This is a genomic window from Oleiphilus sp. HI0125, assembly GCF_001635355.1.
Genome location: NZ_LWGF01000845.1, coordinates 1 through 23,071 on the forward strand (window position 1 = coordinate 1; position 23,071 = coordinate 23,071).

Here is a 23,071-nt window from a genome sequence, read left to right on the forward strand (position 1 = left end):
AGTTCTGATTGATGCTGGCTGTGAACTCGATTGTTATGCATCGGATATTACGCGTACTTTTCCCGTAAACGGAAAGTTCAGCAAAGAGCAGACAGAGATTTATCAAATTGTTTTAGATGCCCAAGAAGCCGCGATTGCTCAAGTGAAGCCAGATAATCACTGGAATCATCCACATGAAGCCGCCGTTGAGGTTATTGTTGATGGCTTGATCAAACTTGGGTTGCTTGAAGGTTCTCGTGAAGACAATATCGAGAATGAGACGTATAAAAAATTCTACATGCACCGCACAGGTCACTGGCTAGGTATCGATGTTCACGATGTAGGTGAATACAAAAGCGGCGGCGAATGGCGAGTGTTAGAACCAGGAATGGTGATGACAGTTGAACCAGGCATATACATCGCTCCGGGCAGTGAGAATGTACCATCGAAATACCATGGTATTGGGGTACGAATAGAGGATGACGTTGTTGTTACCTCTTCAGGTTACGACGTTTTGACGAACGGCGTACCAAAGACGATCCAAGAAATCGAAGCGTTAATGGCAGAATAGTAATGCAAGCTCAAGCTGATCACTTACGAACCGAATATGATATCGCCGTGATTGGTGGAGGTATGGTTGGCATTCCTCTTTCAATTGGTTTGGCTCATTCTGGCTTCAGCGTGCTGCTTCTTGAGAAGTTCCCTATTAAGGCTAACGCTCAGCCTCAAACTGTACATAATAGTTTCGATAGTCGCTCCACAGCTTTGTCATTAGGTAGCATCGAAATATTGAAAGATCTCGATCTATGGGATGCAGATTCAGTACAAGCAAATCCAATTAATACGGTTCATGTCTCCGAGCAGGGGCGAATGGGAACAACTCGAATTGCCAAAACAGATTTGCAGCTTGATGCCCTTGGCTATGTCGTTCCAAACATGGCCTTTGGTCAGTACTTATCTTCGCAGTTATTAGATAGCAAGGTAGATGTTCTTGATGGAGCCAATGTTTCGCAGGTTGTCATGCACGATACGCACGCTCAATTAATCGTTGCTCGTGACAATGGTGGCGCACAGGAGTTAAAAGCTAAGCTCGTCATCGCCGCGGATGGTGCCAACTCCCCGACAGCTCAGGGCTTGGGAATAGAGTACCAAATCAAGTCTTATGAGCAATTTGCCATTGTTGCAAACGTAGAGACGGAATTACCAAATGAAGGTGTTGCTTTCGAGCGCTTTGCTCGAACAGGTCCTTCAGCGCTTTTACCCCTCACAATCGATACGAGTGCTTTGGTATGGACCTTATCTGAGCAAGATGCAGAAGCCGCTATGAAATTAAATGAGCGTGATTTTGCGGACAAAGTTGCGCGTTTGTTTGGAGATCGTCTAGGACGAATTCTTAATGTGAGTAAACGGGTTTCGTACCCTTTGACTTTGAAGCAGGCTAAGGAGCCGGTTCGTTCTCGCTTTGTAGTGGTCGGGAATGCCGCGCATAGCTTGCACCCCGTAGCTGGGCAAGGGTTTAATTTAGCTCTTCGCGGTGTTGCTGGCGTGATTGAAGGTCTGAGGCAATCTAGTCGAGATGCGTATTGGAGTTATTCTGTCTTACAAAATATCGCGCAGCAGCATCAGCCTGAACAGCGTAAAATTGTGAGCTTTAGTGATCAACTGATTGATGTGTTTTCCCCAGAGTCACACATCCCAGCGCTAGCTCGTAGTGCTGGTTTAGTGACTCTGAATGGCTTATCGCAACTAAAGTCAGAGTTTGCAAAGCATGCAATGGGGCGAGCTCAGACATTTGATTTAGAACGCGCTTGAGAGAATTCGATAATTTATGTCTGAGCAAACGTCCTTAAACGATCAATCATTTGACCTCGCTATTGTGGGAGCGGGGATTGTTGGTGCAAGCGCTGCACTATGCCTAGGTCAACAAGGCTATCGTGTGGCTTTGATTGATCGACAATCACAACCTGATGTAGCCGTCGATATGAAGCGCTACTCTGTAAACGACTACTCGGCTAGAGTCAGTGCCTTGACGCCTGCAAATGTCGCTTTTTTTCATCGTTGTGGTGTTTGGGAGCATCTTCCTTCATCACTTGTGCAACCTTACCAAACTATGGAGGTTTGGGAGGAACTAGGCGGCGGTCGTATCCATTTTGATTCGGCTGAATATCAGGCCCAGGCGCTTGGATACATTATCGAGAATCATGTATTGCTGGCAGCTTGTATGAGAGCCATTGGCGAGCAAAACAATGTGCATACTTTCTTCGAGAAAGACATTACATCATGCGCCTTGATCTCTCGCGAGGGCGAGCAAGCTCGCGCCTATCAATTAAGTTTTTCTGATCAATCATCTGTGTATACGAATCTACTTATTGGCGCTGATGGTGCTAATTCTAGTATTCGTAAACAGCTGAATTTGGCGACGCGCGAATGGGATTATGATCAAGAAGCTATCGTTTGCACTGTCGAAATGGAAATGCCTCACGGTATGAAGGCGCGTCAGCGTTTTGCCGAGAGTGGCCCTGTAGCTTTTTTGCCCTTAAATAACTCAAGTACAGAAGGGGCTTCATCTGATGCTTCGTTTTGTTCCATCGTGTGGTCGATTGATACAAATAAAGCTGCGCATATTTTTTCATTGCCTGAAGTCGAGTTTAAACGTCAGTTGGCCGCACAAATAGAAGGTGAGCTAGGCGCGGTTAAGTCAGTATCTAAGCGATTTAAATTTCCTCTACGCCAACGTCATGCAAAGAGCTATGTTGCGGATCAAGCCATTTTGATGGGTGATGCTGCGCATAGTATTCATCCTTTAGCTGGCCAAGGCTTGAACCTCGGCTTGGATGATGTGCAGGCACTGATCAGTATTGCAGAAGATGCCAAGAAAAAAGGGTATGAGCTTTCAAGTCCCATATTATTGAAACGCTATGAGCGAGCGCGTAAGAGCGAAAACTTTTCAATGATGCTGGGTATGGAAGGGTTTAAAAGATTGTTTGGTGCGACAGACCCTATAGTACGTTTGATCAGAAATCTCGGCGTGGATGCAATGAATCGTCATACTTTTATAAAAGCCCAAATTGCTAAAAAAGCAATGGGTCTACAGTAAAGCGTTCGCTTTATGTAGCGCCCGTTTTTTGCAGAAATCCGTTCAACATTCCTAATCGTGATTCGCGACATATTCGTCTTTCTGTTTTTATCGGACAATAGCTCCGCGGTGACCGTCACGAATAAAAAGAGAATATACCGATGCCATTAAAATACTTATTCATCCTTTCGTTGCTTCTTGTAGTGTTTAGTAGTCCAGTGAATGCCAGCGGGACCGTTAATTTTACGACCAAGATGCCTCCAGAGTTCGAGTTTTGTGGGAAGAAAGTTGGCCGCGGCACGCCTGAGTATGATGCCTTGTTTAATTGGTTTAATAACAACACTACGGGTTGGTACGAGTCTAATTTACCCTATGAATTAGGTTTGACGTATATGTCGCAAACGTTTCGGGTTAATTTGATGGATAACAAAGTGATTGTGAGTTATGCCAGTGCAACCTCGGTCGGCCAGTTGGTAAGAGCTGCAAAAACTTCAGGTTTTTCTCGTTTATGCAATAAGTAAGTACTTGCTATTCTGACCATTCAATTTCGTCAATAACTAGCCTAGCTTGTGCGCTCGTACAGTCTGTGAGCCTCATGAGTTGATTAACGCTGATTGGCCAATGTTCTTTGGCAAGCGTTTTTAGGTCTCTCAAATTTAATTCTGGTCGCTGCTTCTTAAGCAGATTTGCAACCCATAGCCAGCTTTCTTGTTTCGCTGATTCAATACTCTTTTGTAAGTTGATGGACTGCTCTGTATTGAGTTTGATTGTCCAATTTCGAGATCGTCCTCTACGCGTTAATGTTACACCTTGGTCTTTTATCAGGCATTTAAGATCCTGCGCATTTTCGACACGGCGAATAAAACTATTCAGTTGGATTCGAAAAAATTGAGGCATTTTAGAGGGATATTCTTAGAGGGTCTCAGAAATATAGCTGTTTTATATGCTACGAGAATCTAACAAATACTTTTACAATAGTCTCGCGGCAACAAAAGGCTGACCAATAAAAACGCGCTTGCGTTTGTTGTCTCTTCTGATTTCCATAGCCGTTTGGCTACTGTTCTGTGCGAAAGACTTACTATGCCTGATATCGTTGTCATGTTTTTTTTGCTCGGCCTAGTTGCTGGGCTTCTCAAATCTGATTTGAGTATTCCAAAAGAAGCCTACGATACCCTGAGTTTACTATTAATGCTTACCATCGGATTGAAGGGTGGTATGGCCTTATTTGGCAGTGTTTCGACTAACTTGATATGGGAGATGTTAACCGTCGCCTTAGTTGGAGCGATTTGCCCTTTATTAATCCTTCCTATCTTACGTTTTGTCTGTGGCGTATCTCTCGCCAACGCCAGCAGTATTGCAGCTCACTATGGTTCGGTTAGTGCCGGTACCTTTGCGGTTGTGCTGACGTATGTAGAGTCCAATAACATTGAGTTTGGTGCGCAAACGACGCTTTATCTGGTTATGTTAGAGCTTCCAGCGATTATTGTTGCCCTCGCCATTTATCGTTTTTTCAATTCGGAGAAGCAAGTTGAAGGCGTTTCTCATCGCGCTATTTGGCATGAAACATTGACGAACCGAGGTGTTGTATTGCTCGTTGGTGGTGTTCTGATTGGCTGGATGTACGGGCCAGTGCAAGGTGCGTCGGTCACCGAGTTATTGACAGGAGGCTTCAAAGCAATCTTGGCTATCTTCATGTTAGAAATGGGACTTACCGCGGCTGAAACACTCCGTCCCTTCCCATACAAACAATGGAAACTGGTTATCTTCGCATGCGTCACACCGCTTGCATTTGCTGCGATTGGCGCAGGCGCTGGTATAGCTTTGGGGCTGCCTGAAGGCTCAGTTCTTATTCTTGCGACTTTAGTCGCTAGTGCTTCCTATATTGCTGCGCCGGCAGCAATTCGAAGCGCTATTCCCGATGCGGATATTGGCTTAGCCATGCTGTTATCACTAGGCTTGACCTTCCCTCTGAACGTTATTTTTGGTATCCCTTTTTACCATTCATACATTTCACAGTGGATCGCATAGTTACTTAGCTACCCGTATAGTTCGCAACAATTCGATCCAGCTCTCCAGTGCGTTTTAGCTCCTCTAAATGCATTTTTACTTCTTTAATTGTATCGACCTTGTTTTGAGGGAGTGCGAAGAAAAATGGTTTTTCTGCTAGACGAACTTTGGTTTTTGCGATGCCTTTTTCGTGCGTTTTCATCAAGGTAAAGTCGATGACGTGTGTTGAGCCGACTAAGTAATCACAACGATTTTTTTTGAGCATTCGCACCATAGTTTCATTGTCGGGCGATTGTACGATTCGAATATTTTGCTCTTCGGAGACGAGCTCGATCACAGGATTTTTGTAGCCAAGTCGTGCGCATATTGTTGTGTTCTGAATCTCACTTAAATGTTTCGGTGTTGTGGTGTCGCTAAGTCGCTGGTAGAGAACTTTGGTTTGTGAGAAATAGGTAGGTATGAAATTTAACTTATCATCAATTTCCGTATAGTCAGGATGCATTAACGCAAAATCGATTTGCCCAGAAAGCAATGCATCATCTAATCGCTTGCGTGGGATTTCCGTGAATCGAAGTTTATAGGGTTTCATTCGCGCGACGATATCTGGAATGATGCCGATATGATCACCGTTGTTATTTTTCCAAAAATAAGGTGCGAGACCATCCTTTAGGTCATAATGAACTAGGGTAACTTCTGATGCGTGCGTTGTTGTTATTTGAGCTATAACAGCAAGCAATAAACATTTTATAAAAGCCATCATGATGCGTGATTCAATGTATTTAGGTGACATAAAAAACATAATGGCGATGCAAGCAATCATACTTTCGTCTTAAAGGATTCTTTATGCAATTCAACACATACCCACTGGGCCAACAGACGATTGGAACACAAAGAGAATTAGTCAGTCTGCATTACGGGAAGAAAAGTAGAGATCTAAAGATTTATCTTCAAGCCAGTTTGCATGCGGATGAGATTCCTCCCATGTTAGTGCTGCACCATCTCAGAAGCTTGCTCGATCAAGCTGAGAAAGAGGGATTGATCGAAGGTGAGATTGTCTTGGTGCCATATGCCAACGCAATTGGTTTGTCTCAACATGTGATGCACGATCATTTGGGACGATTCGATCTGAACACAGGCTTGAACTTTAATCGTAGCCACCCCGATTTCTATGAGTTGATCGCTGAGAATATAGAGTCCCAGTTAACACGAGATATAGAAGCTAATAAACGAGCTATTCGAAAAGCCATCGCTGATGCGCTTGAACAAAGGCCTCAGTTAAGCGAGTTAGACGAGCAGCGCGCGATACTTTTAAAGCTATCGCATGATGCCGACTATGTATTGGATATGCATTGTGATTTCGAAGCATTAATGCATCTATATACCGATACACCCTACCTTGAACAGGCCGAACATTTATCGCGTTATTTAGGTGTAGAAACGCTGCTCCACGCAGAAGGATCAGGCGGCTCTGCTTTTGACGAGGCGCAAGCAGGCGTGTGGTATCGACTTCAGGAACTTTTTGGCACGCGTTACCCAATTCCTTTAGCTGGCTGTGGCGTCACCATAGAATACCGTGGTGAGGCAGACGTTAGTCATACGTATGCTAAGCAAGATGCACAGAATCTGTTTGCGTGGTTATGCGCTGTTGGTGTGATTGACCAATCGACACCTTCTGAACCAAAGGCGAAATTTGAATCAACGCCTCTTGCTGGCTGTGATTCAATTGATGCGCAAACAACAGGTATTATCGTGTTTTTAAAAGAGCTGGGAGATTGGGTTGAAGCAGGTGAAGCGATCGCCGAAATTATTAGTCCCGTAGACCAATCTGCAACGCTTGCATGCGCGACGGTTAGCGGTAAGTTTTTTGCCAGAACAAACCAACGTTTTGCTGCAAAGGGAACACATATCGGCAAAATCGCTGGTGCGAAAGCGTTCAAAGAAGGGGTTTTGCTAGGCGCTTAGAAAAAATGTACAAAAAGTGCGCTATCGCTTTATTCTGATCTAGACTTTTAAAGAGAATAAGAGTCTAGAGAATTCGTTTAGTGTTTGTGTGTCATTCCTTTTTTCGTTTGCGAAGTGTCTTGCTTTGCTTGTTATTTGTTTTAAGCAATTATTCTGTTGCTGGGCAAAGTGCAGCGTTGAATACCTTTGAAGGTGTGTATCAGTCACCACTTTCAGCCTCTTACTCCTACCTCATTGATCAAGAATTATCTCTGCAATTGCGAGACATTCAAAAACTACCTGAAGATAAGTGGACCCAAGGTGCCAGCGAGCAAAGAAGCTTTGGGTTTACCAATGCACAACTCTGGTTTAAAACACGCGTTAAAAATGGAGCTGACAAGGCGAACAACTTTATTCTTGAGATCGATTACGCTCAGCTTGATCATGTTGTCTTTAATGCGCGTAAGCAAGATGGAACCGAGCTTGGACTGGCCACTGGTGATCGAAAACACTTTGCGCACAGGCAAGTCGACGATCCAGGTATTCTTTTTCGTTTTTCGTTAGAACCCAACGAAGAAATTGAAATCTACACGAGCGTGAAAACAAAAGGCTCGATGACCGTTCCTATGTTGATTTGGGAAGAGACGCATTACTTTGAACAAGCTTCGAAAGAGCAAAAGGTTCATTTCTTTTACTATGGCGTTCTGACGATTATTGCGATTATTAATCTCGCTGTTTTTCTTCGCTTAGGCGAACGATTGTATCTTTATTATGCGCTGGCTATCGCAAGCTATTTGTTATTCTTTGCGAGTAGTCGAGGATATATCCATCAACATTTTCTAAATGATCTTCCCGAACTAAATGGGCGCCTGTTCTTGGCGTCTATGCCCTTGCTCTCTATTTTTTCTCTTTTATTCGCAAAGTTATTTTTGCGAATGAAGTCGATTAGTCCGCGCTTCGATAAGCTTCTTCAGGCGATGATAGCGCTGGAGTTGATACACCTCTGTATCATTTTATTCGCAGATTATAGCATTGCGGTGCGTATCTCGGTTGTGGGTGCGTTATTGCTTTTTAGCGTCCTCGCTTTTGCAGGTCCCATCGCTTGGTATAAAGGGCTTCGTTCAGGTATTTATTTCACGGTTGCTTGGATTCCTTTGACCGTTGGTTTTGCGATAACAAGCGGCCGCACTACAGGCGCATTGCCAAATACATTTTGGACTGAGTACGCCATGCAGATTGGATCTGGACTTGAGGCATTGATTTTGACTTTGGCTCTTGCAGATCGTTTGTATCGCGAGCGTGAAAAGAAAATATCTGCGCAATCAAAGAGTCTTCATATCGAGCAACAGCGAAATTACACACAGAGTTTGTTAACGCAAACCATGTCACGTGATCGAGTCACTAATCTGCTTAATCGAAATCATTTCGAGAACCTCTTACGTGAGCAGATGGATGCTGCGCCCAATAGAAGAATGATGATCTCGATGGTGCATTTGACGCGCATCTCTGATATTACGCGGACGCTCGGCTTGGCCAGCTCTGAGACGGTTTTGGCGCAAATGGCGGTGTTTTTAAACGAGAAGTGCAGAGATATGTTCGGAGTAATTAGTGTTGAGCATATGCAAGGAGTTGGCCCAGACGCGGCGTTTCAAATTGCGAATGAAACATTCGGTGTACTTATTGATTTAGATAAATTCGAAAAAAACCGTCAGCCGTTTGATGATCTCTTAGTCGAGCTCGCATCGCCGATTGAATTTGATGGCTTAACGTTTGAACTAGCACCATTATATGGTTGCTCTCTTTATCCCAATCATGGCTCAGAGCCGGCACAATTAATTCGAAATGGATTGATTGCGATGGATCGCTCCGAACGAGGCTCCATGGGAATCTATAGTGAGAAGTACGATATCTATAGTTCGAGCCGGCTTACCCTGATGACAGACTTACGTAAGGCCTTGAATGATGATGCGCTCAGTTTAGTGTTTCAGCCGAAGTTTGAAATTAGTAGCGGGAAGGTGATTGGTCTCGAGGCTTTAGTACGTTGGATTCATCTAGAGAATGGTTTTGTTCCTCCGGATCAATTTATTCCCCTGGCCGAAGAAACTGGGGTAATTAATGAGCTGAGCTTATGGGTATTTCAAGAAGCGATACGTGCTTTAGTAATGCTACGAGCTCAAGGCTATGACGGAAGCATGTCGATTAATATTTCAGCGCGTGATCTGAAGTTTAAGTATTTTGGCGCTCAACTTCTTAAAACGCTGAAGACCGAGAATGTATCACCTGAATTGGTTTACTTGGAGTTAACCGAAACTGCGGCGATGGATGATCCGGCGTTTAGCATTGCGACACTGGATAAATTAGCAGCCCATGGGTTCAAGATTTCAATTGATGACTTTGGCGCGGGTTATTCATCGTTGTCATATCTCAAAGGTTTGCCTGCAAGTGAAATCAAGTTAGATCGCTCTTTGATCGAAGATATAAAGAATGATGAAAACTCAAAAGTGATCATACAAACCGTGATTGCGATGGCGGAAGGTTTAGGCTGCGATTTGATTGCAGAGGGCATCGAAGATGCACAAACTTTAAAAGTCTTAGAGAAGTTATCGTGTAACCGTTATCAAGGTTACTATGGCTGTAAGCCCCTGCCATTAGATCGATTGCAGCGATGGCTTGAACAAGCTGGCGCGATCTCTTCTAGCTAATCCTTGGTGCGCCTGCACTATTATGGTGCATAAAGCTCGGTAGCTACTGATAAGTCTAGCCTTGTAAGTGCCTGAATCTTATAGAGATATAAAGTTGGTACTAAATTTGTATTAGAAATCGTATCGCAAAGCAGTGTTAAAAACCGCGCGGGGTATGACGACGGTTCATACTCACACAGAACAGAGACAGCATATTAAGAATGAACTTAATGTGCTGACGGCAAAGAAGCCCATGCTAACTAGCAAATATGCTGGTGGCATGGGTTTTTTTTTGCCCCAAAATTTTTGGTGGAGAAGAAGTTATGCAAGCATCAACAATGAAAGTATTGGTAGTCGGCAATGGAATGGTAGGCCATCATTTTGTTGAGCAGATACTTGAACAAGATATGAACGTCGAAGTGACAGTTCTTTCTGCAGAGCCAAGGTTGGCGTACGACCGAGTGCATTTGTCGGAGTACTTTACAGGCAAAACAGCAGATGATCTTTCACTTACAAGCGCAGAGCACTATGAAAAGCTAGGCGTGAATTTTCGTGTGAATGTAAAAGTTTCTCATATTGATAAGCAAGCCAAGACGGTTAAGACTGAAGCGGGTGATGTGTATGCTTACGACAAACTCGTGCTTGCTACGGGCTCCTTTCCTTTTGTTCCTCCAATTCCTGGTAATGATCAAGAGCATTGCTTGGTGTATCGAACCATTGAAGACCTAGAGCAAATTGAAGCCTCATCTAAACAAAGCAAGGTTGGTGTTGTTGTGGGTGGTGGTCTGCTTGGTCTTGAAGCGGCAAATGCTCTCAAGCAAGCAGGTCTCGAAACCCACGTTGTTGAGTTTGCTCCGCAGCTAATGGCGGTTCAAGTAGACCAAGTTGGCGGTCAATTGCTGAAGTCAAAAATTGAAGAGCTTGGCGTGCAAGTCCATACCGAAAAAGCGACGCAAGAAATCGTATCTGGCGTTACTAGCCGCTATAAAATGAAGTTTGCTGATGGCTCAGATCTAGAAACAGATATGATTTTATTCTCGGCAGGTATCCGTCCAGAAGATGGTTTAGCTCGAGAGTTCGACATCGATGTTGGCCCCCGTGGCGGCATCGTGATCGACGATAATTGTCTAACGTCCGACCCAAATATTTATGCGATTGGTGAGTGTGCGCTTTGGAATAACTTTATTTTTGGTTTAGTTGCCCCTGGCTATACCATGGCGCGCGTCGCTGCGAGTCATCTTGCAGAAGGTGACTTGAAGTTTGAGGGCGCAGATATGAGCACCAAACTCAAGTTGATGGGAGTCGACGTAGGCTCTATTGGTGACGCCCATGCTCGCACAGTAGGTGCTTTGAGTTACACCTATGAAAATCAACCTGAAGGTGTTTACAAGAAGATCGTTGTTGATGCAGACAAAAAGCTACTTATTGGTGCGGTGCTAATAGGTGACACTTCAGACTACGATACTCTTCTTCAGTATGCTTTAAATGGTATCGACCTTCCTGAAAAACCAGAAAGTTTAATTCTTCCTTCTACGAGCGATGCTGCGCCTGCGCTAGGTGCTGATGCTTTACCAGCGACTGCGACGGTATGTTCTTGTCACAACGTCTCTAAGGGCGACATTGTTGATGCAATGGATGCAGGCAACTGTGATCTTGGCTCGGTGAAATCATGCACTAAAGCAAGCACCGGTTGTGGTGGTTGTGCGGCCTTATTGAAAAACGTCGTTGATAGCGAACTAGAAAAACGCGGCGTAGAGGTCAATAAAGATATTTGTGAGCACTTTGCTTATTCTCGCCAAGAGCTCTTCCACATTATTAAAGTCGAAGAAATCAAAAGTTTTGACGCGCTGCTTGAAAAACATGGTCGCGGTATCGGTTGTGAAATCTGTAAGCCTGCGGTCGGTTCAATTCTCGCGTCAGTATGGAACGATTTCGTGCTTCAAAAAGAGCACGTTAAACTCCAAGACACCAACGACACTTATCTTGGCAATATGCAAAAAGATGGTAGTTATTCGGTTGTACCTCGTATCGCTGGTGGTGAAATTACACCTGACAAGCTGATTGTTCTGGGGCAAGTCGCTAAGAAATACAACCTATACGCAAAAATCACTGGCGGGCAGCGTGTTGATTTATTTGGTGCGCGCGTTGGGCAATTGCCTTTCATTTGGGAAGAGCTGATCGCTGCAGGTTTCGAGACCGGCCATGCGTACGCAAAAGCGCTACGTACGGTTAAGTCATGTGTAGGAAGCACTTGGTGTCGTTATGGCGTCCAAGATTCCGTTGGCGCAGCGATTGATATTGAAAACCGATACAAAGGCTTGCGCGCACCGCACAAAATGAAAATGGCGGTTTCAGGCTGTACGCGAGAGTGTGCAGAGGCGCAAAGCAAAGATATCGGCATTATTGCGACCGAGAAAGGTTGGAATTTATACGTGTGCGGTAACGGCGGTATGAAACCTCGTCATGCTGATTTATTCGCTACTGATATCGATACTGAAACACTGATCAAATTTATCGATCGCGTCTTGATGTTCTATGTCAGAACGGCAGATCGCTTGCAACGTACTTCTACATGGATGGAAAACTTAGAAGGCGGTCTTGAATACCTAAAACAAGTGGTTATTGAAGACTCGTTGGGTATTTGCGCAGAGCTAGAAGCCCAGATGCAGCATGTTGTGGATACCTACCAGTGTGAGTGGAAAACGGCAGTTGAAAATGAAGAGTCGCGTAAGCGCTTCCGTCAGTTCGTAAACGCGGCTGATGCGACTGATCCTAACATCGTATTTGTTCAAGAAAGAGATCAAATTCGTCCAGCAACAGAGCAAGAAAAACAATCAGGTGATCTGATTGCGACGGATAAAGTCCTTGCTGAAGATGCTTTGGCTTAATACATAAGCCTCTAACGAATTAAGAACGAATGATATAAGAGAGAAAATGATGTCTAGCAATGAAAACTGGGTTTCTATCTGCCAAACAAACGATCTTGTCGATAACTCTGGTGTTTGTGCCTTAGTAAATGGAGAGCAAGTTGCGTTGTTTAAGTTGACGCAAGGTGAACAAGAACAAGTACTCGCGATTAGTAACTTTGACCCGATCGGTAAGGCGAATGTGCTTTACCGTGGTTTGATTTGTTCAGTTTCGGGTGAAGATACTCCGCTGCGTTATGTGGTTGCTTCACCTTTATATAAGCAGCGTTTCTGTTTAACAACGGGCGAATGTATTGATGATCCAGAGCAATCTGTTTCCGTGTTTCCGGCACGTATCGTTGATGAAATGGTTCAGTTAAGTGTAGCGAGTTAATTGTGTCTAGCGCAGAGCTTATTCAGTTTAAATCTGTTGGGTCAAACGTTGCACTGCAGCGCACGACTTGCCCTTACTGCGGCGTGGGGTGTGGTGTCGATGTCCAGATTCAAAATGTTGAGTCTGAGGAGGCTTCTGAGACAGAAGTTTTGGGGCTGAGTGGCACTCCTGAGCATCCAGCAAATTTTGGTCGACTGTGCGTTAAAGGAAGTCGCTTACTAGATACCTTAGAAGATAGTGGGCGCTTACTTTTTCCTGAAGTTAGTGGGAAGCAGGTTCCTTGGGAAGCTGCGACCAACGAAGTGGCTCAGCGCTTTCAAGATATTATTGATGAGCATGGCCCAGACAGCGTTGCACTGTATGTATCGGGGCAATTACTAACGGAAGATTATTACGTCGCAAACAAGTTGATGAAGGGTTATATCGGGTCTGCCAATATCGATACGAACTCTCGTCTGTGCATGTCCTCAGCAGTTGCTGCACATAAACGCGCATTTGGATCAGATGTCGTACCGTGTAGTTATGAGGATTTAGAGCAAACGGAATTGCTCGTTTTTATAGGCTCAAATGCGGCTTGGACACATCCTGTTCTGTTTCAACGCGTTGAGCGTGCGAAACAAATAAATCCAAATCTAAAAATTGTATTTATCGATCCACGTCGCACAGCAAGTTGTGAAGTCGCAGATCTTCATCTCCCTCTGAAAGCAGGAAGTGATGTTGCCTTGTTTAACGGTTTGCTCGCCTATCTGGCAGAGCATGATGGGCTTGATAAAGCTTATATTGATCAGTCGGTTGAAGGAGTTGAGCAAGCAGTAGAGGCCGCACAGTCTTTCACTATTGAGAAGGTCGCACAGCTATGTGATTTGCCTGAGCAAGATGTAGAAGAGTATTACGCAAGCTTTGCGCAAACAGATAAGGTGATTAGCTTTTTCTCGATGGGCGTGAATCAGTCGAGTGCTGGCGTTGATAAAGCTGCGAGTATTATCAATTGTCATCTTGCGAGTGGAAAAATCGGCAAAGAAGGGTGTGGACCTTTCTCTATTACCGGTCAACCAAATGCAATGGGCGGTCGAGAAGTAGGCGGTTTGGCCAACTTGCTGGCTGCACATATGGATATTGATAACGCAGAACATCGCGCGCTAGTACAAGAATATTGGTTATCCCCAACGATTGTTGAATCGCATGGGCATAAGGCTGTAGATCTGTTTCAAAAGATTGAATCAGGCGATGTTAAAGCGGTCTGGGTGATGGCGACAAATCCTGTCGTGAGTATGCCAAACAGGCTTCAAATAGAGAGCGCGCTGAAAAAATGTGATTTCGTTGTTGTCTCAGATTATGTGTCGTCAAACGATACTTTACCCTTTGCTGATGTGAAGTTGCCGGCGACGAGCTGGTCAGAAAAAGATGGCACGGTGACGAATTCAGAGCGCACGATTTCTCGTCAAAGAGCTTTCTTGCCGCCTCTAGGTGAGGCAAAGCATGACTGGCGAATTATCTGTGATGTCGCAATTGCAATGGGTTTTGACGGATTTGATTTCGCTTCTCAGCATGAGGTCTTCGATGAGTATGCTGGATTGACGGCATATAAAAACAACGGAAGTCGGGACTTAGATCTAAGTGGTTTGTGTGATTTATCGTCGCAAGAATACGATCAGCTAGCTCCTGTTCAATGGCCCATAAACGACGAGAACCCAAAGGGCACTAAACGATTATTTGAAAACGGAAAGTTCTTTACTCTGTCTCAAAAAGCAAACTGTATTGCGGTGCAGTTCCGTCCTCCTGAGCAGGCAGTTAGTGAAGACTTTCCGTTTGTGTTGAACTCTGGAAGATTGCGCGACCAATGGCACACCATGACACGTACTGGTGTGAGCGCACAATTGAGCCATCATACTGCGAACGCATATATAGCGATTCACCCAGAAGATGCCAAAGATTTAAGTCTTGAACAGGGTGCCTATGTGTCGGTCACTTCTGCCGTGAATTCAGACGCTGATCAGGTCGTGTTACCAGTCGTAATCGATGATGGATTACGTCGAGGTGAGTTATTTGCACCCATTCATTGGGGTACAACATGGTCTTCATCATCGGCAATTGCAAAGCTATATACAGATGCAAGAGACCCCATTTCTGGGCAGCCAGAATTGAAACATGCGGCTGTTGCGCTTTCACCGGTCGAGATGGCTGAATACGGCGAGTTATTTAGTCGAGACGAGCTTCCGATTCAATGGCTAGATACGCAGTTTTATGTGTGGTCGAAAGCAAAAGTCCGTGGCGGCATGATTTACCGATTTGCGTGCAAAGAAAAAAGCACCACGCTTGGTTCAGCTCTGAATGCGGTTTATCAAGATGTGCGTGAGTGTTATTCCTATCAGCATCAAAATGGAATGAATCGTTTTGCGACGCGCGACCAATCATTAGTTTACGGCGTATTCACGCATTCAGAGGCGCAAGAATATGAGCGAGCTTGGTTAGAAAGCATGCTTGATAGTAGCGTCTTGAGCGAAGAACAAATCCAAGCACTTCTGCATGCGGAAGTAGACTCCGTCTATGCCCAAGGTCGCATGGTCTGCAGCTGTTATAAGGTGGGTGAAAAAGAGATCATCCGAGCCATACAAGATGACGGCTGTGATAGCGTTGAAGCTTTGGGGTCGCAATTAAAGTGCGGCACAAATTGTGGGTCGTGTAAGTCTGAACTCAAACAAATTCTTAAGCAAAATCTTGTTCCAGAAGGTGAACGCATTACCTTAGAGGAGTTTTCATGATTACTGCTGCAACAAATTTATTAGCTCTATTTAGGCGCTCTTCAAATAATGATGGAAAGAGTAAGGACACAGGGTTTATAAATCGGGTTAAAACTCAAATACAAGCTCGTTCTAAACGAGGTTGTGTAACGATTATTGGTGCGGGGCCAGGTGATGTAGAGTTGCTCACCCTTAAGGCTTATCGCGCGCTACAAAATTCAGATGTCATTCTGTTCGACGCACTCGTGTCCGATGAGGTGGTGGCACTGTTTCCTAAACAAGTACAACGCATTTATGTTGGTAAGCGCTATGCCCAACATAGCATGTCTCAAGAGGGTATTTCGGCGTTGATGCTAAAACTGGCACTTGAAGGAAAACAGGTAGTACGAGTAAAAGGCGGCGATCCCGCGATTTTTGCTCGTGTTGGTGAGGAGTGTCAGGTACTTCAACAATCTGGAGTTCCAGTTTGTGTTGTTCCTGGAGTCACAGCCGCATCGGGCGCGTCTTCTTATGCTGGTATTCCCTTAACACATCGCAGTTGTGCACAATCGGTTCGGTTTGTGACGGCACACATGAAAAGTGCTGAGACAGAACCCAATTGGGCATCATTGAGTGAAGGAGTATCAGGGCAATCGAAAAACGGAGAAACCTTAGTATTTTATATGGGGCTTCGTCGAATCGACTTAATTGCTCAGAGGCTTATTGAGCATGGGGTTTCTGCTTCGTTGCCTGTGGCAGTGATCGAAAACGCGACAACCTCTATGCAAAAGATCTGCATAGCCACGCTTTCTGATATCGCAGAGAAAGTTCGAGATCAAAAAATCTCTGGTCCTGCGATTACGATTGTTGGTGAAGTGGTGAACTTGCGTTATCCAGTGGAAAGAGAAGCTGTTGCTGTTGCGACCGCCTAACTTTGCTGCACTGTATTGGTGCGCGATTGTATGTGTACAAGTTTGACCGCACCAAAAATCAAGCACTTAGCGTGCATTTAATGCATGGTCTATTTTTTGCTGCCTGTTATGCACGTGAGCGAGCATCAAGACTCGTAGCGAGTAAGTTGTCCGTGACAAGAGTCCCAAGGTATGTCCTCAGAATTAAGTATTCTACTTATTGACGAAGACTTAGATCGTGCTAGTGAGGTGGTATCCGCCTTAGAAAAATCGCGATATAAAATTCGTCATATGGCGCAGCCAAACGCTACCTTACTGAAGGAAGTAGATGCCTGGCAGCCAGATATCATTGTGATTGATATCGAATCTCCTACTAGGGATATGCTTGAAAGTCTAAATATGATTTCAGCATATAACCCCAAGCCTGTTGTGATGTTTTCTGATGCAGAAGACGAAGATCTAATCAATGAATCCGTGAAATCTGGCGTAAGTGCGTACGTGGTGGGGGATACCGATACTAGTCGGTTAAGACCTATTCTTGATGCGGCCGTGGCCCGATTTAATGAATATCAAAGTCTCAAAGAAGAGCTGACTCAAACCAAGAATGAGTTAGAGGCGCGCAAGCTTATCGATCAAGCCAAACTTTTGCTAATGGAGACCAAAGGTCTCTCTGAGCAAGAGGCTTTTAGTAGCATGCGCAAAACTGCCATGGATTCAGGGCAAAAACTTGAAGATGTCGCGAAAACGATTATCTCGATTATGAAAAATATGAATTTTTAGGTGTATTCATGCGATCAACACAAAAACAAAAACTAAAGCTCGGATTTGTTGCTTTGACAGATTCGGCGCCACTTATTGTCGCCAAGGAATACTGTTTTTTTGAAGAACAAGGCTTAGATGTCACGCTTCAAAAGCAAAATTCATGGGCGACACTCAGAGACAAGCTGCATGCTGGTGTTCTCGATGCGGCGCAAATGCTTGCGCCTATGCCGTTGGCGAGTGGCTTAGGTTTAGGTTGTCGGCCTTGCGAGGTCATCGCTCCCTTTGTGTTGAGCTTAAACGGGAATGCAATCACGATTTCCGAAGGTTTATATCAGGAGATCCTTGCGGTATCGGGCTTGTCAGAGTTGCCTTTGCCTTTATCAGCAGAGTTATTGTTACCTGTTATTGCGCAAAGAAAAGAAGCGGGTCTTAGCAAATTGAAATTTGCAGATGTCTTTCCCTATAGCTGTCACCACTATCAGTTACTGGACTGGTTAAGTGACGGTGGGGTTGAGTTAGATGATGTGGATTTGCTGACCGTGCCGCCGGTCAATATGGTCGATTTTCTCGAGAGTGGAGAAATTGACGCTTTTTGTGTTGGTGGCCCATGGAACGCAAAAGCTGTGCGTTCGGAGATCGGTTTGACTGCGTTGACCTCTTTCGATATCTGGGAAAACCAGCCTGAAAAAGTCTTGGGTGTAACGAAGAAGTTTGCGTCTGATAATCCAGATCTGGTTCGTTCTTTGTGTACTGCTTTGGCGCAAGCTTGTTCGTATTTAGAGAAAACGCCAAATCGTTTTGAAGCCGCACGTCTCATGTCGAGAGCAAATTATTTAGATGCGCCAATTGAAGTGATTGCGCCTTCTCTTATCGGTAGCTGTTTAACGCATCGATTTTTACCGCCGAGAGTTGTTCCTTCGTACAATCAATTTAGTGATGCTGCAGTCGATATTAACAAGCCGACGCGCGAGCAAGGGATATGGCTTGTAAATAAAATGCTAAAAGCAAACCAGATCACTGATCGAGAAGCGGCATATGCTGTGGTGGACAAGGTATTTACCGATAGCTACTTGTGATCAAAAGCTGAAGATAAAGGCGCGCACACTTGGTGCGCGTTTTTGTTTTAGCTCCTTACTCTGGTGCAAGTAGTTGGTGGGGCAAGAGTGGTGTGGCCATAAGTTATTGAAATTTATAGCTTTATAAAGTTGGCCTTTGTTTTGCAGTAGATAGATTACGGATTGCCCGTAAGGCGTAATCTCAGAGAACAACCAAAATTAGAGAGTTGCTGCGAAGGTGCGGCAATACTCAGGCAATGATGCCCGCACAGTCTTTCAAGATCTGGAAGACTGTGCGGGTTTTTTTTTGGCGAAAGAACTGGAGACAGTCGGAGTAGAGCATGAAAAAAACAGGATTTTTGAGTTCATTGAAAACCAAGCTAGCGGTGATGTCAGTCACCGTTGCTGCTGCAGGTGCAATGATCAGTACTTCTGTGACAGCACAAGAGTTAGGATGGCCAGAAAAAGAAGAGTTGAAATTTGGCTTCATTAAATTGACGGACATGGCTCCATTAGCTGTTGCGTATGAAAAAGGTTACTTCGAGGACGAAGGTCTTTACGTTACCTTGGAAGCACAGGCGAACTGGAAAGTATTGCTAGACCGCGTGATCGACGGCCAGCTTGATGGTGCTCATATGTTGGCAGGTCAGCCACTTGGTGCGACGATTGGTTTCGGTACGCAGGCGCACATCATTACTGCTTTCAGCATGGATTTGAATGGTAATGCGATTACCGTATCAAACGATATTTGGTCACAAATGAAGCCGAATATTCCTCACGAAGGTGGCAAGCCAGTGCACCCAATCAAAGCTGACGCACTAAAGCCTGTTGTTGAAAAATATCAGAGCGAAGGTAAGCCATTTAACATGGGTATGGTATTCCCAGTATCGACGCACAACTATGAGTTACGTTACTGGTTAGCTGCTGGTGGTATTCACCCTGGCTATTACGCACCACATAAAGGTGATACCAGCGGTCAGATTGATGCAGATGCATTGCTTTCGGTTACTCCACCACCACAAATGCCAGCAACGATGGAAGCCGGCACTATTTATGGTTACTGTGTGGGCGAGCCGTGGAACCAGCAAGCAGTATTTAAAGGTATTGGTGTGCCAGTTGTAACGGATTACGAAATTTGGAAGAACAACCCAGAGAAAGTTTTCGGTGTGAGTAACGAGTGGGCAGAGAAATATCCAAATACGCATGCTCGCGTTGTAAAAGCGATGATCCGCGCAGCAATGTGGTTGGATGAGAACAACAACGCTAACCGTCCAGAAGCGGTAAAAATCTTATCTCAAGCAAACTACGTTGGTGCTGACTACGAGGTTATTGCAAACAGTATGACGGGTACGTTTGAGTACGAGAAAGGCGATAAGCGTGAGATTCCTGACTTCAACGTATTCTTCCGTTACAACGCGACTTATCCTTACTACAGTGATGCAATTTGGTATCTAACACAGATGCGTCGTTGGGGGCAGATCTCTGAGCATAAGTCAGATGATTGGTACATGGAAACGGCTAAGAAAGTATATCGTCCAGATATCTACGCGACAGCAGCGAAAGCATTGATCGAAGAAGGTAAAGCGAAAGCTTCTGATTTCCCTGAATTCGATTCAGAAACTGGCTTTAAGCCACCTCAAACACACTTCATTGACGACCACGTTTACGATGGTTCAAAACCAAATGAGTACTTGCAGAAGTTCCCAATAGGTTTGAAAGGCAAAGACTTAATTTAAGCCGTAACGAAGTTAGCACATAGCCTAATTTGCCGAGTGCATAGTCCTCGCACTCGGCAAGTTTTATAGGCATAAAGGAGAAAGATATGTTTAAACAAGCGGTGATGCCTACTACTGGTGGATTAAGCCAAGTAGGTGAAAAATTGAAGCAGCTCTCGACTGCACTCGCATTACCCTTGCTTGGGTTAGTATGTTTTTTAGGTCTGTGGAACGCTGCAGCACAAAACATCGATACCTCGCTAGGCCAATTCCCAGGCCCTGTTCAAGTATGGGAACAATCAAAGAATCTATTGAATGAACATCAGGCAGAGGTTGCTAAGGCAGAAGCCTTTTATGAGCGACAAGAACAACGCAATGAAGCGCGTATGGCAAAAGATCCAGACTACGTGCCTAAAATCCGCCCTTATACAGGCGCACCAACGTTCTTCCAGCAAATTTGGACGAGCTTAGGTACGGTTGCAACCGGATTCTTTATCGCATCAATTATCGCCGTGCCATTAGGGATTTTATGTGGTTTGAGTAAATCGGCATATGCTGCGATTAACCCTTTAATTCAGTTATTTAAACCGGTGTCACCGCTTGCGTGGTTGCCATTGGTAACAATGGTCGTGAGTGCTGTGTATGTATCAAACGACCCAATGTTTTCGAAATCCTTTATCACTTCAGCTGTCACGGTATCGTTGTGCTGCCTATGGCCAACGCTGATCAATACCGCAGTGGGTGTTTCTAGTATTGATAAAGATCTTATAAATGTGAGTAAGGTTCTGCGTTTGAACCCAATCAATCACGTTATAAAAATTGTTATGCCGTCATCGATTCCAATGATTTTTACGGGCCTTCGTTTGTCATTAGGTATTGGTTGGATGGTACTGATTGCTGCAGAGATGCTCGCTCAAAACCCAGGCTTAGGTAAGTTTGTTTGGGACGAGTTCCAGAACGGTAGTTCAGCGTCACTCGCACGTATCATGGTAGCAGTGTTGGCAATCGGTATTATCGGATTTTTATTAGACCGTTTGATGTTAGTTATCCAAAAGCAAGTGAGCTGGGATAAGAGCGCAACATTACGTTAAGCGCAGGAGGATTTAAGATGAGTACAGGACATTTAGAATTATCAGGCGTTGGTATTGATTTCCCTACACCTAAAGGGCCATTTACAGCCTTACAAGACGTAAACTTAAAGATTGAGAAAGGCGAGTTTGTGTCTCTTATTGGTCACTCAGGTTGTGGTAAATCAACGGTACTGAACATTGTTGCAGGCCTGCATCAAGCGACAACTGGCGGCGCTATTTTGGATGGCAAAGAAGTGAATGAGCCAGGCCCAGAGCGTGCAGTTGTATTCCAAAACCACTCTTTATTACCTTGGTTGAGCGTTTACAAAAATGTTGAGCTAGCGGTGAAACAAACAAGTAACGGCCGCAGTAAGGCTGAGATGAAAGACTGGGTGCATCATAATCTTGAATTAGTGCACATGACCCATGCCTTGGATAAATTACCTTCTGAAATTTCCGGTGGTATGAAGCAACGTGTTGGTATCGCTCGCGCTTTGGCGATGGAGCCAAAAGTATTGCTCATGGATGAACCTTTCGGTGCACTCGATGCGTTAACACGGGCTCACTTACAGGATTCTCTTATGGAGATTCATGCCGAGCTTGGTAACACCGTCATTATGATCACGCACGATGTTGACGAAGCTGTTCTATTGTCTGATCGCATTGTGATGATGACTAACGGACCAGCGGCAACGATTGGCGAGATCTTAGATGTGAAACTAGATCGACCTCGTGATCGTTTGGCGTTGGCAGATAATCCTGAGTACAACCACTATCGTCATGAAGTACTTACCTTCTTATATGAAAAACAGAAAAAAGTTGAGTCTGTCGATAAGCATAAGAAAAAAGAAGAGTCTTCTGAGAAGGTCGTTACAGATCAAACCGATTCGAATGCAGCATAGTTGCTGATTGATTCACTCATTACGAGTTTGCTTATCAGAGTAAATTGTCTCGTGTTCTTGCCCACTTTAACGTGGGCATTTTTTTGCCTGTTAATTACTAGCGTTGCTTGTACTGTGTGGAGCAATACCCTCGAGAGATGTCTGGGTTACGGAGTTTCAAATGCTTCGTGGTGCGCGATGAGACACGCGTGCGCCAATGACGAAAGCTAGAAGGTTTAAGTTGACGGCGCATGAATCGAATGACTTCCGATTCATTCATGTCATATTGATGTTTGATGGCTTCAAAGGGGGTGCGATCTTCCCATGCCATTTCAATGATTCTAGAGATATCTTCGGCTGATAGAGCCATACACGCCTCGCTCAATTATTTGAAAGGTATACGTGTAGGAATCAAAAGAGGTTTATGATCTATTGCGGGTGTCTAAAACAACTCTCGTTGAAGTTGTGTTACGCGAACTTCATCGCCAATTTTAAGTTCACCGCCTTGAATCACTTTTGCGCAATAGCCGCCTCTGCCATACATCGCGAGTAGAGTCCCTTTCCCCAATGATTTTTCCATACGAGAACAGGGATGGCAGTGCGCGCCTACTTCTACAATCGCATTACCTATCTGTAGAAGCTGATAGCGCATCGCGTGCAGGCTCATGCCAGAGATGACGATATTTCTGCGCAGAATAGATGGGTCAATTAATGATCTATTTAGTAGGGTGCTGAGTGCTTGAATATCTTCGGCGTTGATCAGTGTGATTTGTCGTGCAGAGCCATTAGCGCGTTTAGCGCTATGGTCGCCTTGGAGGCCGCGATCTGCCTTGGCATAGACCTGCGATACGGTTTTAATATCGGCTTTACGAGAAGGTCGCAAACCAATCCATTCAACCCGGCCAGACTGTGCACTATCCATGTATTTCGCTAATAGTCTGGCTTGGGTTTTCATGTCTTTCTTACTACTTCA

At 44.7% G+C, this 23,071-nt stretch carries 20 protein-coding genes; 16 read left to right on the forward strand and 4 right to left on the reverse strand.

Annotated elements, in window-relative coordinates:
- From A3762_RS13690 to A3762_RS13705, 4 genes are all read left to right on the forward strand, one after another.
- Positions 1-550: M24 family metallopeptidase (locus tag A3762_RS13690; protein ID WP_156493455.1), on the forward strand; the 550-nt coding region annotated here is incomplete at its 5' end.
- Between the two features lie 2 nt (positions 551-552).
- Entirely contained in the window at positions 553-1,791 is a 1,239-nt protein-coding gene (locus A3762_RS13695) for an FAD-dependent monooxygenase (protein WP_068475979.1), read from the forward strand.
- A gap of 16 nt (positions 1,792-1,807) precedes the next feature.
- Positions 1,808-3,076, forward strand: a complete 1,269-nt coding sequence (locus tag A3762_RS13700) for a UbiH/UbiF/VisC/COQ6 family ubiquinone biosynthesis hydroxylase (RefSeq protein ID WP_068475978.1) — start codon at positions 1,808-1,810, stop codon at positions 3,074-3,076.
- 140 nt (positions 3,077-3,216) lie between these two features.
- Entirely contained in the window at positions 3,217-3,576 is a 360-nt protein-coding gene (locus A3762_RS13705) for a hypothetical protein (protein ID WP_068475977.1), read from the forward strand.
- A gap of 7 nt (positions 3,577-3,583) precedes the next feature.
- Here the strand turns inward: A3762_RS13705 and A3762_RS13710 are convergent, their stop codons facing one another.
- Positions 3,584-3,952, reverse strand: coding sequence for a ribosome recycling factor family protein (locus A3762_RS13710; RefSeq protein ID WP_068475976.1), 369 nt, complete (start codon positions 3,950-3,952; stop codon positions 3,584-3,586).
- Positions 3,953-4,135: 183 nt separating this feature from the next.
- Here A3762_RS13710 and A3762_RS13715 point away from each other — a divergent pair, with 183 nt between their 5' ends.
- Complete coding sequence (locus A3762_RS13715; protein WP_068475975.1) at positions 4,136-5,083, forward strand: sodium-dependent bicarbonate transport family permease; 948 nt, start codon at positions 4,136-4,138, stop codon at positions 5,081-5,083.
- A gap of 4 nt (positions 5,084-5,087) precedes the next feature.
- On the opposite strand, the gene A3762_RS13720 is transcribed toward A3762_RS13715, so the two are convergent.
- On the reverse strand, positions 5,088-5,882 hold the full coding sequence (locus A3762_RS13720; RefSeq protein ID WP_068475974.1) for an ABC transporter substrate-binding protein: 795 nt from the start codon (positions 5,880-5,882) through the stop codon (positions 5,088-5,090).
- 23 nt (positions 5,883-5,905) lie between these two features.
- Between A3762_RS13720 and A3762_RS13725 the strand changes: the two genes are divergently transcribed.
- From A3762_RS13725 to A3762_RS13775, 11 genes are all read left to right on the forward strand, one after another.
- Complete coding sequence (locus A3762_RS13725; RefSeq protein WP_068475973.1) at positions 5,906-7,024, forward strand: succinylglutamate desuccinylase/aspartoacylase family protein; 1,119 nt, start codon at positions 5,906-5,908, stop codon at positions 7,022-7,024.
- 128 nt (positions 7,025-7,152) lie between these two features.
- Positions 7,153-9,705 carry an EAL domain-containing protein gene (locus A3762_RS13730; protein WP_156493456.1) on the forward strand — a complete coding sequence of 851 codons (2,553 nt, stop codon included), beginning with the start codon at positions 7,153-7,155 and terminating at the stop codon, positions 9,703-9,705.
- Between the two features lie 302 nt (positions 9,706-10,007).
- On the forward strand, positions 10,008-12,572 hold the full coding sequence (gene nirB / locus A3762_RS13735; protein WP_068476017.1) for a nitrite reductase large subunit NirB: 2,565 nt from the start codon (positions 10,008-10,010) through the stop codon (positions 12,570-12,572).
- Positions 12,573-12,618: 46 nt separating this feature from the next.
- The gene (gene nirD, locus A3762_RS13740; protein ID WP_369820684.1) at positions 12,619-12,984 is read left to right on the forward strand and encodes a nitrite reductase small subunit NirD; all 366 of its coding nucleotides are present in this window, start codon (positions 12,619-12,621) and stop codon (positions 12,982-12,984) included.
- A gap of 2 nt (positions 12,985-12,986) precedes the next feature.
- Complete coding sequence (locus A3762_RS13745; RefSeq protein ID WP_231878814.1) at positions 12,987-15,746, forward strand: nitrate reductase; 2,760 nt, start codon at positions 12,987-12,989, stop codon at positions 15,744-15,746.
- Entirely contained in the window at positions 15,743-16,636 is an 894-nt protein-coding gene (gene cobA, locus A3762_RS13750; RefSeq protein WP_068473689.1) for a uroporphyrinogen-III C-methyltransferase, read from the forward strand. The genes A3762_RS13745 and cobA overlap by 4 nt, the downstream gene beginning before the upstream one ends.
- 171 nt (positions 16,637-16,807) lie before the next feature.
- Complete coding sequence (locus tag A3762_RS13755) at positions 16,808-17,395, forward strand: ANTAR domain-containing response regulator (RefSeq protein ID WP_068475459.1); 588 nt, start codon at positions 16,808-16,810, stop codon at positions 17,393-17,395.
- An 8-nt stretch (positions 17,396-17,403) separates the two neighbouring features.
- Positions 17,404-18,453, forward strand: a complete 1,050-nt coding sequence (locus tag A3762_RS13760; protein WP_068475970.1) for a CmpA/NrtA family ABC transporter substrate-binding protein — start codon at positions 17,404-17,406, stop codon at positions 18,451-18,453.
- A gap of 398 nt (positions 18,454-18,851) precedes the next feature.
- Positions 18,852-20,168: a CmpA/NrtA family ABC transporter substrate-binding protein gene (locus A3762_RS13765; protein ID WP_369820685.1), complete on the forward strand. Its 1,317-nt coding sequence runs from the start codon at positions 18,852-18,854 to the stop codon at positions 20,166-20,168.
- Between the two features lie 86 nt (positions 20,169-20,254).
- On the forward strand, positions 20,255-21,238 hold the full coding sequence (locus A3762_RS13770) for an ABC transporter permease (protein WP_082869133.1): 984 nt from the start codon (positions 20,255-20,257) through the stop codon (positions 21,236-21,238).
- Between the two features lie 17 nt (positions 21,239-21,255).
- A complete protein-coding gene (locus A3762_RS13775) occupies positions 21,256-22,119 on the forward strand; it encodes an ABC transporter ATP-binding protein (protein WP_068475968.1) in 864 nt (287 codons plus the stop codon).
- A gap of 97 nt (positions 22,120-22,216) precedes the next feature.
- Here A3762_RS13775 and A3762_RS13780 read toward each other — a convergent pair whose 3' ends face one another.
- Together A3762_RS13780 and A3762_RS13785 are read right to left on the reverse strand one after the other, a co-directional pair.
- Positions 22,217-22,468, reverse strand: coding sequence for a TIGR03643 family protein (locus A3762_RS13780; protein WP_068475967.1), 252 nt, complete (start codon positions 22,466-22,468; stop codon positions 22,217-22,219).
- 72 nt (positions 22,469-22,540) lie between these two features.
- Positions 22,541-23,053 carry an MOSC domain-containing protein gene (locus A3762_RS13785; RefSeq protein ID WP_068475966.1) on the reverse strand — a complete coding sequence of 171 codons (513 nt, stop codon included), beginning with the start codon at positions 23,051-23,053 and terminating at the stop codon, positions 22,541-22,543.
- Between the last annotated feature and the right edge of the window lie 18 nt (positions 23,054-23,071).

Coding starts and splice junctions, on each gene's coding strand:
- A3762_RS13695 (WP_068475979.1), top strand. CDS start 553: ATGCAAGCTCAAGCTGATCACTTACGAACCGAATATGATATCGCCGTG.
- A3762_RS13700 (WP_068475978.1), top strand. CDS start 1,808: ATGTCTGAGCAAACGTCCTTAAACGATCAATCATTTGACCTCGCTATT.
- A3762_RS13705 (WP_068475977.1), top strand. CDS start 3,217: ATGCCATTAAAATACTTATTCATCCTTTCGTTGCTTCTTGTAGTGTTT.
- A3762_RS13710 (WP_068475976.1), bottom strand. CDS start 3,952: ATGCCTCAATTTTTTCGAATCCAACTGAATAGTTTTATTCGCCGTGTC.
- A3762_RS13715 (WP_068475975.1), top strand. CDS start 4,136: ATGCCTGATATCGTTGTCATGTTTTTTTTGCTCGGCCTAGTTGCTGGG.
- A3762_RS13720 (WP_068475974.1), bottom strand. CDS start 5,882: ATGATTGCTTGCATCGCCATTATGTTTTTTATGTCACCTAAATACATT.
- A3762_RS13725 (WP_068475973.1), top strand. CDS start 5,906: ATGCAATTCAACACATACCCACTGGGCCAACAGACGATTGGAACACAA.
- nirB (WP_068476017.1), top strand. CDS start 10,008: ATGCAAGCATCAACAATGAAAGTATTGGTAGTCGGCAATGGAATGGTA.
- nirD (WP_369820684.1), top strand. CDS start 12,619: ATGATGTCTAGCAATGAAAACTGGGTTTCTATCTGCCAAACAAACGAT.
- cobA (WP_068473689.1), top strand. CDS start 15,743: ATGATTACTGCTGCAACAAATTTATTAGCTCTATTTAGGCGCTCTTCA.
- A3762_RS13755 (WP_068475459.1), top strand. CDS start 16,808: ATGTCCTCAGAATTAAGTATTCTACTTATTGACGAAGACTTAGATCGT.
- A3762_RS13760 (WP_068475970.1), top strand. CDS start 17,404: ATGCGATCAACACAAAAACAAAAACTAAAGCTCGGATTTGTTGCTTTG.
- A3762_RS13765 (WP_369820685.1), top strand. CDS start 18,852: ATGATCAGTACTTCTGTGACAGCACAAGAGTTAGGATGGCCAGAAAAA.
- A3762_RS13770 (WP_082869133.1), top strand. CDS start 20,255: ATGTTTAAACAAGCGGTGATGCCTACTACTGGTGGATTAAGCCAAGTA.
- A3762_RS13775 (WP_068475968.1), top strand. CDS start 21,256: ATGAGTACAGGACATTTAGAATTATCAGGCGTTGGTATTGATTTCCCT.
- A3762_RS13780 (WP_068475967.1), bottom strand. CDS start 22,468: ATGGCTCTATCAGCCGAAGATATCTCTAGAATCATTGAAATGGCATGG.
- A3762_RS13785 (WP_068475966.1), bottom strand. CDS start 23,053: ATGAAAACCCAAGCCAGACTATTAGCGAAATACATGGATAGTGCACAG.